11 protein-coding genes are annotated in these 16,505 nt (G+C 62.4%); 1 reads left to right on the forward strand and 10 read right to left on the reverse strand.

Annotated features, from left to right (window positions below):
• Positions 1-407: 407 nt before the first annotated feature.
• The 9 genes from NFL01S_RS18260 to NFL01S_RS18295 form a co-directional block, all read right to left on the reverse strand.
• Positions 408-1,259 carry an ESX secretion-associated protein EspG gene (locus tag NFL01S_RS18260; RefSeq protein WP_062976865.1) on the reverse strand — a complete coding sequence of 284 codons (852 nt, stop codon included), beginning with the start codon at positions 1,257-1,259 and terminating at the stop codon, positions 408-410.
• Between the two features lie 60 nt (positions 1,260-1,319).
• A complete protein-coding gene (locus NFL01S_RS18265) occupies positions 1,320-1,616 on the reverse strand; it encodes a WXG100 family type VII secretion target (RefSeq protein WP_062976867.1) in 297 nt (98 codons plus the stop codon).
• Between the two features lie 34 nt (positions 1,617-1,650).
• Positions 1,651-2,028 (reverse strand): hypothetical protein, encoded by a 378-nt coding sequence (locus NFL01S_RS18270; RefSeq protein WP_062976869.1) that lies wholly within the window; start codon positions 2,026-2,028, stop codon positions 1,651-1,653.
• Between the two features lie 30 nt (positions 2,029-2,058).
• Positions 2,059-3,393 carry a PPE family protein gene (locus tag NFL01S_RS18275; protein ID WP_062976871.1) on the reverse strand — a complete coding sequence of 445 codons (1,335 nt, stop codon included), beginning with the start codon at positions 3,391-3,393 and terminating at the stop codon, positions 2,059-2,061.
• 17 nt (positions 3,394-3,410) lie between these two features.
• Positions 3,411-3,722, reverse strand: a complete 312-nt coding sequence (locus tag NFL01S_RS34575) for a PE domain-containing protein (protein WP_168433950.1) — start codon at positions 3,720-3,722, stop codon at positions 3,411-3,413.
• 115 nt (positions 3,723-3,837) lie between these two features.
• Complete coding sequence (gene eccCa / locus NFL01S_RS18280) at positions 3,838-7,791, reverse strand: type VII secretion protein EccCa (protein WP_063915985.1); 3,954 nt, start codon at positions 7,789-7,791, stop codon at positions 3,838-3,840.
• A 59-nt stretch (positions 7,792-7,850) separates the two neighbouring features.
• Positions 7,851-9,392, reverse strand: coding sequence for a type VII secretion protein EccB (eccB, locus tag NFL01S_RS18285; RefSeq protein WP_245670768.1), 1,542 nt, complete (start codon positions 9,390-9,392; stop codon positions 7,851-7,853).
• 117 nt (positions 9,393-9,509) lie between these two features.
• Entirely contained in the window at positions 9,510-11,321 is a 1,812-nt protein-coding gene (gene eccA / locus NFL01S_RS18290) for a type VII secretion AAA-ATPase EccA (RefSeq protein WP_245670769.1), read from the reverse strand.
• A 413-nt stretch (positions 11,322-11,734) separates the two neighbouring features.
• Positions 11,735-12,712, reverse strand: coding sequence for a C40 family peptidase (locus NFL01S_RS18295; RefSeq protein WP_245670770.1), 978 nt, complete (start codon positions 12,710-12,712; stop codon positions 11,735-11,737).
• A 165-nt stretch (positions 12,713-12,877) separates the two neighbouring features.
• Between NFL01S_RS18295 and NFL01S_RS18300 the strand changes: the two genes are divergently transcribed.
• The gene (locus NFL01S_RS18300) at positions 12,878-13,951 is read left to right on the forward strand and encodes a hypothetical protein (RefSeq protein ID WP_062976879.1); all 1,074 of its coding nucleotides are present in this window, start codon (positions 12,878-12,880) and stop codon (positions 13,949-13,951) included.
• Between the two features lie 115 nt (positions 13,952-14,066).
• Here NFL01S_RS18300 and NFL01S_RS18305 read toward each other — a convergent pair whose 3' ends face one another.
• Complete coding sequence (locus tag NFL01S_RS18305; RefSeq protein ID WP_062976880.1) at positions 14,067-16,433, reverse strand: hypothetical protein; 2,367 nt, start codon at positions 16,431-16,433, stop codon at positions 14,067-14,069.
• Between the last annotated feature and the right edge of the window lie 72 nt (positions 16,434-16,505).

Genomic DNA, 16,505 nt, shown 5'->3' on the forward strand with positions numbered 1-16,505 from the left:
GGGCGGGCGGAGCCGCAATATCGTTTGCGACCGCGGGCGGACCGCTTTCCGGAGCTGGCCCGACCACCGGTTGCGCGGCAACTTGCCCTCCGGTCTCGAGCGGTGCCGAGGGAGCAGATTGCCCTTCGCTCGTGGCGGCCCCTGCTGGACCTCCTGGCACAGTCTGACCACCTCGTACCGACGGTGACGGTGCTACCGCCGGCGCACCGGCTACCGAAGGCTCCGGCCGACCTGGCTCAACCGTACCGGGGGTGACCGCCGCGGCGGCCGCAGTGGTGTCCGCGGTCTGGTCGACCTGTGCGAAGTAAGCGTCATATCCCCCCTGTGCCAACGCCGACGCGGCCGGATGACCGTTCGTTGTCGATGCTCGGTTCATAATCGTCGTCCTCTCGTCGAGCACAGGGACGTCACAGGGTACGGGACGTTTCGAACCAGCTCCGGCTCGGCAGCAATTCGATCAGTGCGTCGATACCGGCCTTGATGGCGGCATCGTCGCCGGGCTGAAAGGTCGACCAGATCTCGCCGTCCATGGCGGCACTGGGGGTGACCACAAATCTACCGGAAAACGTATCCAGCACACCCACGGACGCCTTCGAAACAATCGAACCGGCCCCACCGTCACGGTGTTCGGTCATGACGAGTTCCGCCCTTCGTACCACCTCGCCCAGAGCGCGAGTCAGTGCGCTCGCAGTACGCGGTGAAGCTCCGAGCTCGCGTAGTACCGTCCGGCTGGTTTCCGGATCGGCAGGCACTTCGGCAAGCGCTGCGGCGTCGGCAGTGAACGGATCGATATCCAGGATCGGATACTCGCCCAGCGCGGCCTTCACAGCGGCCGACAACACACCGTGGTCGGCTCCTTTGGCGAACACCGGCTGAATCACAATGTGATCGTCACAGCGGACGGCGAGTACGTGATCCATTCCGCGGCGAGCCAACGACATCCGAAGCATTGTTGCCTCATGGTCTCCTGCACCGTTGTCCAGAATTCGCATTTCCAACTCCGAATCCGGGCGGTACAGGCAGTTCAGCCAGTCCTCCACGAGCGGATGCACACGGTCGCCGTCGACCACGCCCGCCGCGGCGAGCTGCTCGATGACAACCGCGTGCACGCGGTCGCGGTCCTCGATCTTGTATATATTCGGAAGAACGGCGAGGACAGACGGGTAGGAGTCGATGCCGGCCATACGCTGAAGCGCCAGCGCGGCATCGACGTTCAGATCAACGGAAACGGGTCCCGTCTCCGCGTGGTCACCGAACATGGAACCTTCCGGAACGGCAAACCTGCACGATGATCACCTCGGTAACAGTAGAGCGTACTGTTAACTGATCGCCAGGAAACGTGCACCCTGTGCCGAGTCGGTCTCCTTCATGAAGCCCTCGCTGCCCGTGGTCTTGTCGATCTGCTCCCGCACAGCGACCAGGTTCGACCGATAGTTGGTCAGGTCGCTGACGAACTGACGCATCAACGGATGGGCGACCTCGGCGGCGTCACCGCCGAGGACCTCGTTCAGCTTCCTGACGATTCCATCCAGTCGGCCGCAATTCTCTTCCATACCACCGCACAGCGAGGCAACATTCAGCGATGTGGAATCGACTCCGGCATAGTTGAACAGCATTTGTCCGATCCTTTCTCGATCAAGTGTTTCGGCGTCAGAACGCGTTGAGGTCGAGTTTGCCGTTGGTACCCAACGACTGGGTATTGCTACCCAGATCGTTGGCCGCAATAGCATCGTCGAACTTGATCTGAGCGGCCATCTCGAGGTCCATCCCGTCGACCTTCACGCCGGTCTCCTTCAGCGTGTCCAGAATCTGCTGCATGGTCCCGGCGAGCCTTTTGCCTGAGTCGTATGCAGCCTGCATGGTGAGCTGAATCTGCTTGCCGGTTTCATTGCCGTTTACGGCAGCCTGGTAGTCGTCCTTCAACCCCATCCAGGAACTCAGGTACCCTTCGAGCTCGCCGTGTAGACCGTAGCCCTCGGTGGCAGCGGCGATGACATCTGCCGGGTCACCAAAATATGCGGTTGCCATGATCGGATCCTCTCTCGATTCGATTCATCGTCAGTTCGACGTATCTCGCCGAAGACGTTCTCGGGTCTCGGCATCCGCGATGTCGAAACGTTCCAGTACGCCGACCAGGAGCGCATCCGAAGCCATTTCGTCCTGCCGTTCGTCGATGTCTTCCGTATACCGAATGACGCCAATTTCCGGCGGGCGTTCCAACACCGGGACGTCGTGCTGCTCGCCGGGCACGAAGACCTTGGCCGGCTCCTTCTCGTCGTCCTTGCGTCGCCGTCGCATCCGCGAGCCGGGAGCACTCACACCACGTCGAGGCGCAGCATTTCCGGCCGAGACGGGAGGGGTGCCGGTGCCGGCACCGAACGCGCGACCGGCTGCGGGAGACCAATTGGCCGGCAGACGGAAACCTGTCGAAGCACCCGACATGCTTCCGAGCCCGCCACGCATCATGCCCACCGCGACCATGCTGCCCATACCGCCGGTCAACCCGGACAGGGTGGACGAGTACGGGGAGGTGCCGTAGAAACCGTGTTGCTCCAAGGCGCCACTGTGCGCATCACCGAGGCCGGGGTCGGCCAGCGAATCGTTCATCGACGACATGGCCTGTTCGACCTGTGATATCGCTTGATCGGCCGACGGATTCTGCTGTACCAGATCGGTCGGCGACTCGGTCGGCGATTGCGTGAGATCCGTGGGCTGCCCCCCCGGCCCGTCCGTTCCACCGATGGCAGGCCCATCCGTCCCTCCGCCCGGCGGTGGGCCCGATCCCGGATCGGTGGGGATATCCGTAGGCGAATCCCCACTACCACTCTCGGTGATCGGCGGTGGAGGCAGTGGTCGCAGAGCACCCAGAGCCGTGGTAACGGTCGTCGCCGCGGCATCATAGGCCACCATTGTCGAGGCCGCCTGTATCCACATGCCCAAATACAAGGTCTCGTTGACGGCAATTTTCGCCGCCGTGAACACCCCCAGCCCCGACGAACTGGTTACCGCGTATTCAGCCGCAAGTTCGATGGCGTGCGCCCGATTCGCCGTTATCAATCCTAGCGGGGGCATCGCCTTGAAGGCCGCATCGTATGCGGCGGCCCCTCCGTCCGCGAGCCTGGCCACGTTCATGGCAATTTCCGCCTGCTCGCGCAGCCAGGATGCGTGCCGACGAAAAGCCGCCTGCGCCAGGTCCGAAGAGGAACCATTCCAGGACACCGCGAGGTCGTTGGTCGACCCGTCGGAGCCGTCTGCGGCCAGGTTCAGCGCTTCGGCCATTCCGGAGTATGCCGCGGAGGTTGTCAGTAGATGGGCAGACCCCGGACCGAAGGTCAGGCGAGCCGAATTGACCTCCGGAGGGAGCGCGTAGTAGTCACCTGTCAACATCGGCATGGCGCAACTCCAGTTGGCTAGTCACCGAATCGATGCACTTGGCAACCGACCGCCGCACCATTACCGGTATCGGTGGTCTCGTAGTCGATACTCACCGGGACCAGTACCTCGGAGCCCTGTTGCCAGCGACTCACGGCTTCTGTGGTGGGGGTGTAGAAAGTCGGCTGATAATCGCAGAATTCCTTCGCCATACTCGTGCTCACATCGTCGATCGCCGGTGGTAGTGGCAGTGACGCGGTCTGAGAAGCCGATACCACAGCAGAGAGGGTGGATTCCGCCACCCCCAGCTTGGCAGCGATGACCGGCAGGTTCTCTGGGGTAATGGCCAATGACACCATTGATGTCTCCAATCATCAGATGCCTACCCGGCAACCAGGTGGTTCACTAAAACGCTAAGCTATTCCCAGCTTTGGGATCCCGCACCACAGTGCCGTTCCGCGGCACTCACTGTGAAACCGTGGCCGTCTGTACCAGATCCTTTCTGGAGTGCAGCGGCTCGACGAAGATGCCGCGGCCGGTGGGCTGCTTGGTGGGCTTCACATCTCCGATGAGCATCCCGTCGAACTTTGTCCCGTCCATGATCAAGCCCGACGAGTTGATGTTCTTCATCTGCCCGAGCACCGGGTCGTACATAGCGGTATCGGCCTGGGCGATATTGCGGGCCGCAATCAGATGGAAGCCGGTATCTCGGGCATCGACGATGATGTCGCGGAGCGGCTCAAGCGGATTGAGCTGACCGCGCTGGGCCACCATGTGGTAATCGTCGACGAAGACAAAGATCTCCGGGCCACTCCACCAGGACCGCTCCTTCAGTTGCTGAGCGGTCACTCCGTCCGGCGGCCGCCGGCCGGCCATCTTAGCAGCGAATCCCGGTATGTTGTCCCGAAGGTCTCGATCACTGGTGAGATACCCGATCATGTACTCCTCACGCGCGGTATCGAGGTGCCGGCGACGGTAGTCGATCAACAGGACTTTTGCCTGCTCAGGTGTAAACCGGTGCTGAATAGAATGGAGCAGAGCCTCGAGAACCGTGCTCTTGCCACACCCCGAGGAGCCCAGAACGATCATGTGCGCGGAGACGTCGAAGTCCATCACCGCGGGCCCCAGGTCAGATTCCCGGACCCCGAAGGGCACCGCCAGGCGTTCGGCCAATGTTGTCGGCGCAGGAAGATGAGCAGTCACTTCCGCAAGCGCGATCCGGTTTGCCAGCAAACGCACCTCGGGCGCACGCCGTCCCTCGTAACGACGACTTACCTGCTCGACCGCCGCCGCCATTCCGGCAGCGACGGTTTCGGCGTCGCCGATCCCGTCGGTGCGTGGCAACGCCGTAAGCATGTGTAGGGCTTCACTGGAAACGCAGCGTCCGGGCTTGTCCTGCGGAATCGCAGCGATCACGTTGCGGTGACCGGTGAACGAAGTATCGGTGAGATCACCGAGACGCATCTCGATGCGTGTCTGTAGGAGGTCCTTGATCGCCGGTCGTATCGCAGCCCAGCGCGAACTGCTCACCACGAGGTGCACACCGTAGTTCAGCCCCTGCAGCGCTATCGCTTCCACAAGCGATAGGTACTCGTCATAGAAAGGCCCATTGACCGAAAAGCCGATATCCCAGCCATCGACGACCAGAAATACGTCGCCATGTTGGTCGCCATAGGCGCTGAGCTGGGCAGATTCTACCGGCACCCCCCGGCGCCGCCGGAATTCCCGCATACTGTCGATACCCAGCTCACCGAATACTGCCTGACGGCTGGCGATCAGGTTGTTGATGAGCGCGAAGGTACGCCGAATTCGGTCGATGTCCCGAGCCGAGGACACAGAGCCGACGTGGGGTAGATTGCGCAATCCCGAGAGTCCGCCTGAGAAATCGAGACAATAGAACTGAACCTGCTCGGGCGTATGGGTGAGCGCAGCCGAAAGGATCAAGGTCTGCAGCGCTGTAGACTTGCCTGACTGGGGACCCCCCACCACCGCCACATGTCCGCCGGCAGCCGAAAGGTCGACCGCCCAGACATCCTGGCGCTGCTGCCGGGGCTTGTCGACGATAGCCCACGGCATGCGCAGGGTTCCGGGTTCTACAGCAGGAACCAACCGTTCGATGGTCGCCGGGACCCCGAGCGGCGGCAGCCACATTTTGTGGGCAGGCCGCCCATGTCGCGCGAACTGCTGGAGCACCGTCTCCATGACCGTGATCGGCTCGCCCTCGGCGTCCCCCTCGATCTCCGCCGGCCGGGGCGGTTCGGCGACCATCTGCGTCGGCCGGATATCGGGAATGTAGGCCGCGGTGAATCGCTGCGGCGGACGATATCCACCACCGAGCCGGCGAGCACGATGTGCACTGACCGCCGATGTCTGTGCCGGCGGCGCGTAGGGACCGCCCACGTATGCGGCCTGGAACCGCTGCAGATCACCGGCACCCACCCTGAGGTAACCCGACCCCGGCTTCTTCGGCAGGTGGTAGGCATCCGCGGTGCCGATGGCATCGCGGGAGTCGCTGGTCTGGTTGGTACGCAGGGCGATCCGATAGGAAAGATGCGCCTCGAGCTCGCCCATCCGGTTCGCGGGCACCTTCTGAGAGGACAGCAGCAGATGGATACGTAGCGAACGGCCCAATCGCCCGATGGCGACGAACAGCTTCGCGAAGCTCGGATGCTGTTCCAGCAGTTCGGCGAACTCGTCGAGAATGATCAGCAGGGTCGGCAACGGGTCGAGTTGTGCTCCCTGTTCCCGCGCCCGTTCGTAGTCGGCGACACTCGCGAAATTTCCGGCGTCACGCAGGATTCGCTGACGCCGCGCCATCTCACCGTTGATCACGTCTTCCATACGGGTGACCAGGTCTGCTTCTTCCTCCATGTTCGTCACCACCGCGGTGACATGGGACAGCCGGTCGAAACCGAGGAAGGTCGCGCCACCCTTGAAGTCGACCAGCAGTAGATTCAGCACATCGGGTGAATGCTCGGCAATGGCGGACAACACCAGAGTGCGCAGGAACTCGGACTTCCCCGAGCCGGTGGCACCGATGCACATACCGTGCGGGCCCATACCCTCTTCGGCGGATTCCTTGATATCGAGATGGACCGGCTGGCCGGTCGGATCGTGCCCGAACGGAATATTCAATCGATTGCGGTCGGCATCACGACGCGGCGGCCACTGGAGGTCCACCCGGACCCTACCCGGGTCCTGGATATCGACCATCTCCTCCCAGGAGGTACCCACGCTGGCCTGTTCCGCGGCAACGGCTTCGACAACCGTCGACAGTCGATACGGCGACAAACTCCGCGCCAATGCCGTCATCGCGGCGGTCGACATACTGTCGGCGGTTCCGACCAACCGCTCGCCGCGGGAGGTGATCTCATTGAGTGTGCGGTCCTCGGTGAGCACGAACTTCAGCGATCGCGGCAACATCTGTTCCATGTAGCCGAGGCGGAGCCAGGTACAGCCATCGATTCCCGAAATATCACGCTCGGTTGCGGTGCCCCCCACATCGACGATCAGAACATAGTGCTTCTTGTCCAGTGATGGCTCGGCATTGGCGGAGAAAGGTCCGCGGTTCAGCCTGGCGAGTGCCTTCGTACGGAGCTCTGCGACGCTTCGATAGATCATCCGGCTGCTGCCGATCGCATCGGTTTCATCCGGATGCTGAGTGTGCGGCAGCCACTTCAACCATGACCAATGAGGCGCGTCCGGATCCATGAGCACTGCGGCGACGCCGACTTGATCCGGTCCGTGCAGAACCGTGATTTCGGCGATCATAGAACGGACCAAACCGGCTACCCGCTCCGGGTCCCCATCGATCCCGACCAGTGGGGTCGACAGCAAGTTGATGGCCACCGGCATTCCGCCGACGGTGGAATACGCTTTTGCGAAGCGCATCAGTTCGACCACGCCGACCGGGTCCAGATCCGAAGTGGGCGCCGCTTCGGGGACGATCACCCGGACCTGGTTCGCGATCCGCCCACGCCCTACGCGGACCCGAAGATACTGCGGGCTGGCAACCTGAACTTCCCACATCCTTTTCCCGCCGACGAGGCGGCTGAGCCCGATCGGGCCTGGATGCGTGTAGCTGAGGTAATCGTGCAACTCGGCTTCGGATTCGTGCACGGTCTTGCGATTGTCGGTAATGCTACGCAAGTAGTCTTTGCGTTCTTCGTTCAACCCGGCCGATGTGCTGTTCGCATTACCACCTCCCCCCATGCTCCCCCCGAGCATGCCGAACATCGACACAACCATCATCAGCGGGAAGAACAGCATCATCGGCGACATCACCCGCCCGCCGCTGAACATCATCGCAACCATGCCGATCATCGCGGTCACCATGATGATCGGCATGATGATCTTGATCTTCGACATGGGCACCGGACGCGGCAGCTCGGTCGGCGGCTGCAGGCGCAACTCGGTCACCGCCGGAGCTGCCGGACCTCGAACCACTCGCGCGGGCCGGACAAATCTCCTGGTCGCCGTCATGAGGTAGCCTTCTGCACCGCGGCCCCCCGAAGGTTGGTCGGAATGCCGTCGTGCTGAATGAGCGCATCCTGCACAGACAGCGGGGGGCCCACCGCGAACAGTGAAACCACACTCCATGGCGCGGTAACCGGTTGACGGAGCCCCAACGCGCGAAGCGTCTGGTCGGATGAGGCCTGACGGCCGCCTACCACGGCCAGGCCGTATCGCACGCCGCTATCGGAAATCCAGTACAACGATTCTCGTCGTGGTGAACCCGGCTCGGCACCGGTGACCTGAACGAACTTCCCGCTGTCACGGGGGAGGTAGGCCGAGTCGGCCGTCCTGCCGCCCGAGGCGGGTGCGGTCACCAGATCAACCGTCCGGCTCTGCTCCTCCTTGTCCAGCGGTAGCTGACGGCCGACCAACAGCCGGGTATGTGCGTCGGGGTCGGTACCGGTGCGGGACCAGTGATAGCAGGTGACCCCCAGCCGGACCGGGTCGACGACCTCGACCGGCTCCGTAGGATAGGTAGCGGTCCCCGGCCAATCACCGGGACGGAGGTTGGCAGCGGCAACAGCCGGGCTGATCGTGGTCGTCGCGACGGCGCCGTGCAGTTCGGAGTTCCGGATGATCGCGGCGAGCACCCGGCTGATTCGGACGAGTCCGGAACTCGAAACGAGATAGTACATAGCAGGCTCGTCCGGTGTGGCCACCGTGACGACCGAACCCACCACCACTTCGATCGCGGAGTTCAACGACATCGGCCGTCCGGCTTCGGGCACCTCCGGCACCCGAATGGGGGCGACCTCGGGAATCGCATCGATCAAACCCTTCGATGCGGCCACCACCTGGTGGGAGGCCTTGATTCCCAAGGCCAGCATGACCGGTGAATCAGCGAGGTTCACCGCCGCCTTCACCACGCCTTGTGCGACGTCGGTATACACCAGCCAGGTCGTATTGTCGCTTCGCATCAACCGGGCTTCACGACCGCCCAGTTCGCGTACCGCATCGTTGTCCACGGTGAGCGGGCCGCCGATCGCGGTGGAGCGCACCGCAGAATCGGCCACAGTAGGAAGCCCGGTACGTGGATCTATCGGAGCGGCCGCCCCGGTACGGGTCGTATCGCATACCGTCCATTCGGAGTCGCGCTCGTCCTTATCGGCGATCTGACCGGGCGCACCGGGAATTCCCACCCACGGACCGCGCGCGAACTTTTCCAGCTCGCTACTCGACACCTTCTGCGGATTCTCCGGGGATCCGATGATGAGTCGTGCAGAAGTGAGATTCAGTGCCGGGTGTAGCCGCCCATCGATCTTCACATACAGCGCGCCCGTGTCCTTATCGGCGACAATACGCGAATCACCGACCGGTTTCGCGGGCTTGAAAAATGCCAATACCGCGGCCCCGGCTACGCCGACACAAGCCAAGACCACTCCGATCATGAGGGCCGTAGACCTGCCACGCTGCGGATCGTCGATCATCGATGCGTCGCGCCGCACGAGGGCGTGCTCGATCCGATGCAGTAAGAAGCGCCATCCAGAAACCTGGTGTTTGGTCACTACCCGGAAGCGTGCCACCGGTCCTCATTCCTTCCGCCGATGCCGGTCACTGCCGCGGACGCGCCGCCGAGTTTTTCCTGCACCGGACACCTTCCACAGGCCCGACAGGACGAATACCTACTTCGAAGACGACGCCAACCCCGCCAGCGCTGCGGTGATGTCGAAGGCGTCGACAGTCATCAACTCTTCGTTCGTCATCGACGCGATATCGATGTCCCCGCGGGTGAAGCGGAAGTCTCGCTCGGCCTCCGCCGCCTCGACCACGTTGCGTACGAACCGCCCGTTGCCGGCCAGATCGATCAAGCGACGACCGTTTTTGCTCTTCTCCGACATCTCCAGGCAGCGATCCCGGAGTACCTCCCGGGCCTGATTGGAAAGGATGGAGTCCTTCTTGCCGGCAATGTGGTCGGCGATCTGCACGAGCTCATCGGGACCATAACTAGCGAACCTGATCCGCTTCGTGAAGCGAGAGGCCAGACCCTCGTTCGAACTCAGGAACCGATCGATCTCCTCCTCGTACCCCGCGATGATCACGACGAGCTTGTCGCGGTCGTTCTCCATCCGGGCGAGCAGAGTGTCAACGGCTTCCTTACCAAAGGCATCGCCGCCGGACAGCCCCTCCTGGATCAGCGTGTACGCCTCGTCGATGAACAGCACTCCGCCCAAGGCCGAATCGATCAACGCATTCGTCTTCGGAGCAGTATGTCCGAGGTGGGTTCCGACGAGATCATTGCGCGATGCCTCGATGACATCGGCGTTTTCGACCACGCCCAGGCCGGCGAAGATCTTGGCGATGACCCTGGCGATGGTTGTCTTACCGGTTCCCGGAGGCCCGGAGAAGATCAGGTGGTTCGATCTCGAGTCGACAGCCAGTCCGCGCTTGGCACGCACCTGGTCCATGAGCACGCCTGACTTCAGGCGATCGACTTGCTCTTTCACCGAGTCCATACCGATTTGACCTTGAAGCAGATCGGATGCCTCCGCGAGAAGGGCTTCCCGTTCCACCTTGGCCGCACTGGCGGCCACTTCGGCCGGATCGTCGCCGGATTTGGGATCCCAGACATCGGTACGCGACGCAATGACCGCCGGTGTCGTTACTTCGAGCCGGAAAGTCTTGTCCTCGACTGCTTGCCGCCATTGCGGACGGCTGGGCCAGAGACCGGACCCCTGTAAGCCTTTGAGGATTTTTTCCGCGGAGTCGTGGTCGCCGATGTGACGCAAAACCATGCCGAGCAAATAGTGCGCGTCGGCCCAGATATAGGACAGGTTCCCGGATCGGCTGTCTTCCACGATCCGTTGAGCTCGCGGTAAAGCCTCACCGAAACGCCCCAAGTGCGCCAGCGCACTCGCGGTCATCAGTTCAGCGGCGATATCCAGCAATCCATCCTCGATAACCGGCTTGGCGGATCGGGCGTCGAGGACATCCGGCCATCGGCCGGTCCGGTAGTAGAGGGAGAGGCGCACAAAATCGGCGACGTCATCGCCACGCAACTCGTCGAGGATTGCTGCGGCTTCCTGCCACTCACCTCCGTCAGCGTATGCCGTCGCCTGAGCGATGGAGATCTGATCGCGGTCCGCCATGGCAACCCGCAGGCCGTACATACCTATCTCGACCTGGCACCACAGCGCCCGGTCGACCAGACCGGCACGCTGCTGGTCGCGATACAGGTTGTGCACCGACCGATAGGCACCGTAGATCACTTCCGGGCTGATATCGCCCACCATCGCCCGGCCGAGCCAGGCATCACACATATCCGGGTCAAGATCCGTGGCCGCCGTGAAAGCGGCTCGAGCGTTCAGCTCGTTACGCACCCCACCGGTGACCAAACCAAGACTCTGAACACCCGTGTAGAACGCGTCTTCGGCCGCTGACACCTCGGACTTTTCCTTCCCGCCGCCACAGATTGAGCTGAAATGACGATAGGCCACCGGTCACATACCCACCGCCCCAGCCGATTCCCAACAATGGGAAGATGCATTTGACCCGGGGCGCACCGCGATTTGCCCGTACGCGACACACCGGGCCCTCGACTCCCTCAGCAGCAACCCGTAATTAAGACGTTATCGAACGGTACATTACTTCGTGGTACGGTTCCTTCTGATCGTCAGTTCCCTCATCCCTGACGATCGAGAAAGGGTGGTCGGCGGAACAGCGAACCGCCGGCCACCACCCTAACCTCCCCTCCGGACGAACAGAATGAAGATTCCGGACGCACCGGCACGACATTTCCGAGGCCGCCGCAGCGTCACGCACACCGGCGACGCCACCTACCGAACGGCCGAAAGCCCGGCCGCGAGCACCACAACCGGACAACAACATATTCCGACGCATTCCGGACGACTCATATGACCCGGACAACGACCGAATTACCGGACATCTGCGAGTACTTCACCGTGGAGCCGGTGTAAGGCGCTTCGATCACCATCCCGTTTCCGACCGCCAACTGAACGTGCTCCGGCCCTCTGGAACTGAACGAGCTGCCGGGGAACACCAGATCGCCCGCACGCGCATTACTGGGGTGTACGCGTTCCCCCGCATAGATCTGCTCGTAGGTGGTACGCGGCAGGACGACCTCACCGTTGGTTGCCTGCGCCACGGCGTACTGGGTCAGACCGGAACAGTCGAAGCCACCACCGGAAGGACCGCCGGCACCGCCACCGCCCCACACGTACGGCGTGCCCAGCCACGCGTTAGCCGCATTCACAGCACGCCCTCCGGCCGTACGGTCCGACGGAACCCGAATCCGTGGCTTACGGGTTCGCCCGGCTACATACCGAGGCCGGTGACGGCGCCTGCGCCGTACCGGCGCGGAGCGATGACTTCTGGCCCGCGGCGCGATCGGCGGCATGATCCGAGCCGCTTGCTGGCGTGCCGCGTCCACATCGGCATTGACCTGCCTGGCTGCACTGGTGATGGTGCTGTGTGCGGATTCGAGAAGCGCCGGACCACTGAAACGCGTATCGGCGATCGTGGCGATAGCCTGAATCCTGGTCTGCAGATCTGCGATCTGGTTCGTGAGCATCCCGCGCCCGTTCAGGGTTCCGCTGCCCGAATCCGCGACAGAACGCTGCACTAGCCCATCACGTCCGAATTGCGTTTCGAGCAGCGTCTTGTGCGAACTCTGCAAATTGGTATATCCGGTGGCGAAGCCGCCAGACTGCATCTTGACGTCTGCCGCAAGAGACTGTGCGACCGACCTCATCGCCTGCTCCGACGGCTGCCCAGCCCCGTACAATCCGAGCAGGTTGCTCAGTACGCTGTTCACGTCGTCGGTCAGTGTGGGCATTCGACCAACTTGTTGTCGCGTTTCACCGACCACCAACCTCCCGGCCCCGGGCCCCGTTCCATTCGTGCCCGGCCGCCTCCCCTGCACGGGCTGTTTCGACTATGCGCCAGACGGGTGCCCCGACGCGCGAACTGTATTCCCATTCAGGGGAAGCGAACACAATGAGAACCAGAAATTCAGGAAGGCGGGTGTCCGCATATGACGGTCGGCACTACTGATACGACCGACGATATCGAGACCACCGATGGATCGACCGAAGATGAATCGACCGCCACCACGGATACGACCTCGGACGACGGTGTAACGGACGCGGAAACAACCTCCGACGAGACGGCCACGGAAGACCAGACCGCCACCGAGGACGACGAGAAGGGCCTAGAAGCCACATCCGGGGACACTGGCTTGGGCGATGCCGTTGGGAGCGAGGGCAGATACTGGACGGTCGAACTGGTCGAGCCCCCTGGCGGCTCTCCCGGTCTGCTGTCCTACATCTCCATGTCGGAGGCCGCGATACAGACAGCCGTGGATTTGCTCGGGCGAGGGATGCCGCAGCCACCACCCAAGGTCGACGATCTGTTGACCACGGTCACCCAGGAAACCCTGGGCAAGGGCGAAGCGGAAGAGTCCTACCAGACAACACTCACCGCCGTGCAGGCCAGGCAGACCTCCTTGCTCGCCATGGACAATCAGGTCATCGACACCTCCATTGTGATGGCGGCCGAGCAGGATCAGACGCTCCGCTCGATCATCGGCGTCGTCGAGCATGTCAACTCGGTGCTCGCCTCCGTGGGGAGCGCCGACCTCAAGCCGGCGCAGGAGGCCAAACTGATGGACCTCGTCGGGACCGCGGTAGAAGTCGTGTCCGCGAAAGTCACCGCGGTCTCCGACTTGAGTTCCCAGATGGCCGGTGATTCGGGCGAGCAGGGTTCCGGATCGGGCGGATCGCAGACCGGAGGCGGGAACGGCAACGGTGCGGCCCCGGCGGCTGGCGGGCTCGGATCCATAATGCCCATGCTAGCCATGCTGCCGATGGCGCTGATGCCTCTGGCACAAATGCTGCCCGAACTGTTGAATCCCGAAGAGAAGGACAAGGAGGACGAGGAGGGGCAAGCCGAAGAGGAGACACCACCCGGCGAACCTGCGCCCGCGCCTACCGATCCAACCGCGCCCCCCGGCGCCACGACCGCGCCGGCAGACCAGCCCGGTGCACCCGCGCCCACGCCACCCCCGGAGGGGACAGCCCCTCAAGGCAGGCCGGAGTCACAAGTCTGACACGGGAGGCGGGTTCGAAACGGCGACTTCGTCGTCCGCCCCGGTCACTGAGCCCGGCACGAATCGTCGACTACAGACACAACTCGATGGCAGACCCAACCTACTTCTCGTCACATCAGCGGACTTCCATGGTGGCGGGCGGAGTCACGGCGGGAGGCGCCGCGGGGGCGGTCTGCTGAGTCGTTGCGACCGGGGGCGGAGACGCGGCACCAGCGGTCGCCATATCGTTCACCTCATTGACATCGGCTCCGCTCGGGTGGAAGAAGCCCCGGAATCCCCCATATCCACCTTGACCACCATCCGGCGGGTTGTGTGGATCCAGCGGCACCAGTTCGCCGTTCACGATGACCTGCAGGCCGGCGTCACCGACCACCACCAGCGCTGACCGGTTGTCCCATTGCGCGACATCCCCGGTCGCCACGGACGCGCTCTCCACAGACACCCACGGACTACCGGCGCTCGCCTCGCCCGGGGTGCCCTGATAGGCGGCACGCGCGTCACTACCGTTCGGATTGTTCAACTCACGGTTCACCGCGTCGGCGACAACCGAAGATACGCGTTGACTCGTTCCATTCGGCAGTTTCATATCCACCATGGACTTCTGAGTCATCGAGGCCGCAGGAGGTGGAGCGTCCTGCGGCGCGGGCGCTTCCGCAGTTCCGGGCGCCGGCGCCGCCGTCGGCGGGGCGGCCGCGGGACCTGGCGCCTGGGCCGACTGGGGTGCGTCGTCGCGCTCACGGTCGCGGTCCTCACGCTCACGCTCACGCTCACGCTCGGCCCGCTCGGCATCCTCCTGCCGCTTTTGCATGGACTGCTGCATCATCTGCGACATCATGCTCATCATCATCATCGGCATCATCATGCTCATCATGTCGCCACCACCGGCTGCCTGCTGAGCCGCGCCACCCCCGCCGGACCCGGAACCGGACATGATCGCCTCACGAATCGGCTGCAGCAACTGCTCTATCGGCGAACGCGGCCCCTCGTCGGTTTCGGAACCCTCCGCGCCGGTCTCCCCGGATCCCGAGTCTTCCGGCCCCAGAAGGTCTTCGTAGGTATCGCTGAAATCCGTGACGGCGTCGTCGAGTTCATTACCCGTGCCCGTATCGGTATTCGTACCGGTTCCGGTATCGGTGTTCTGACCGGCAGCTGCCAGGCCGGCCTGATAGCCGTCGTCATAGGCACTCTGGTAGTCGGTGGAGTTGTTGTCGGTCTCCTCTTCGTTCTCGGTATTCTTGTCCACGGCATCGAGGACAAGGGTCATGACCTCCGAGATCGTCTCTTCCATACTGCCGAACAGCGCTTCCACCACCGAGCGCTTGAGGTACTGGTTCTCGATAACTTGCGTTTCCCCAGCCACCCCCGGCTGTACTACTGTTTCCTCCGTGGTCAGGTGCTCTTCCCCGATCGCACGAAGTTCATCGTCGAGATCCTCGATTTTCTCCATTATCTTGTTCAAGGATTCGGTGTTGACGGCGTCCGTGTCTATGGCAATTTCTTCGATTCGCTCGTCGTGACGCCAGAATTTATCCTTGATCGCCGACTCGTCGTTCAGGTGTGCCTCGTACTGATCGACGAACTCCGATACATTGCCTTCTTCGAAGAGGTTCTCGTTTTTCAACCACTCGCGCACATCCTCGGCCAGATCTGCATCACCGCGAGCGAAACAATCGACCTGATACTGCAGAACGTCCTGAGTGAAGTCGATCATCGGGTGGAGAGTTTCTTCTTTGTCCTGATATTCCGGCAAGTAGAGCAGAACCAATTCCGCGTGGGCGGAATCATCCTTCTCCCGGATAGTCTTCACGAGCTCACCGTCGGCATCCAGAATGACAATGGAACCGTCGTCTCGGACAGTTATATAATTCTCGCCATCGGAAAGGTATTCCGCCACCTTCGCGCCGGAAACACCCCACAGCTCATTTCCTTCGGAATCACGGAGGATAAGCCGGTCATGTTCGTCGAGCGACAGGGTGTAGCCGTTTTCCAGGCTCGTCAGCGAACTGATCCCCTGAGACTCGTCTGTCGTCAGCCTTTCCCCGGGAAGCAGCTCGTTGGCCCCGGCACCGCCTCGCTCCCTCGACTCCCGGTAATCGGGTTTCGATTCGTCGACCTGGATATGAGTTCCCTCGACCGCCCTTCCCGGGTCGTCGTACCCCGCCTCTTCCGCGGCAGCTTCGACTTCGGCCCAGGTATCAACCTTGCCGTCCCTGTCGTTGCCGTCATAGATATTGTCTTTTATGTCCCACTGATAGCGAGCGTCGAATGCACGACCATCGTTGGTCAGCATCCTCGGATTCTGATCATCCGGGTCGAACAGGTTGAAGGTCTCGTAGTCCTCGACCCGGGTGGCGTCACCTTCGCCCGCTTGATACAGAGTGAAGTTGTAATCATCGTCAACTTCATAATAGTAACCAGAGCTGGGCGGTTCAGATTCCGAATGCTTTTCGTTGTTTTCGTCGAACCAAATATAATTCGTCATTCAACGCTCCGGTTCGGAGAATAAATCCGCACTATGGCAAATTTCTCGATAGCCTCGATAGGAATGGACCTC

It is taken from the genome of Nocardia flavorosea NBRC 108225 (genome assembly GCF_001613385.1).
In the GTDB taxonomy this organism is placed as follows: domain Bacteria; phylum Actinomycetota; class Actinomycetes; order Mycobacteriales; family Mycobacteriaceae; genus Nocardia; species Nocardia flavorosea.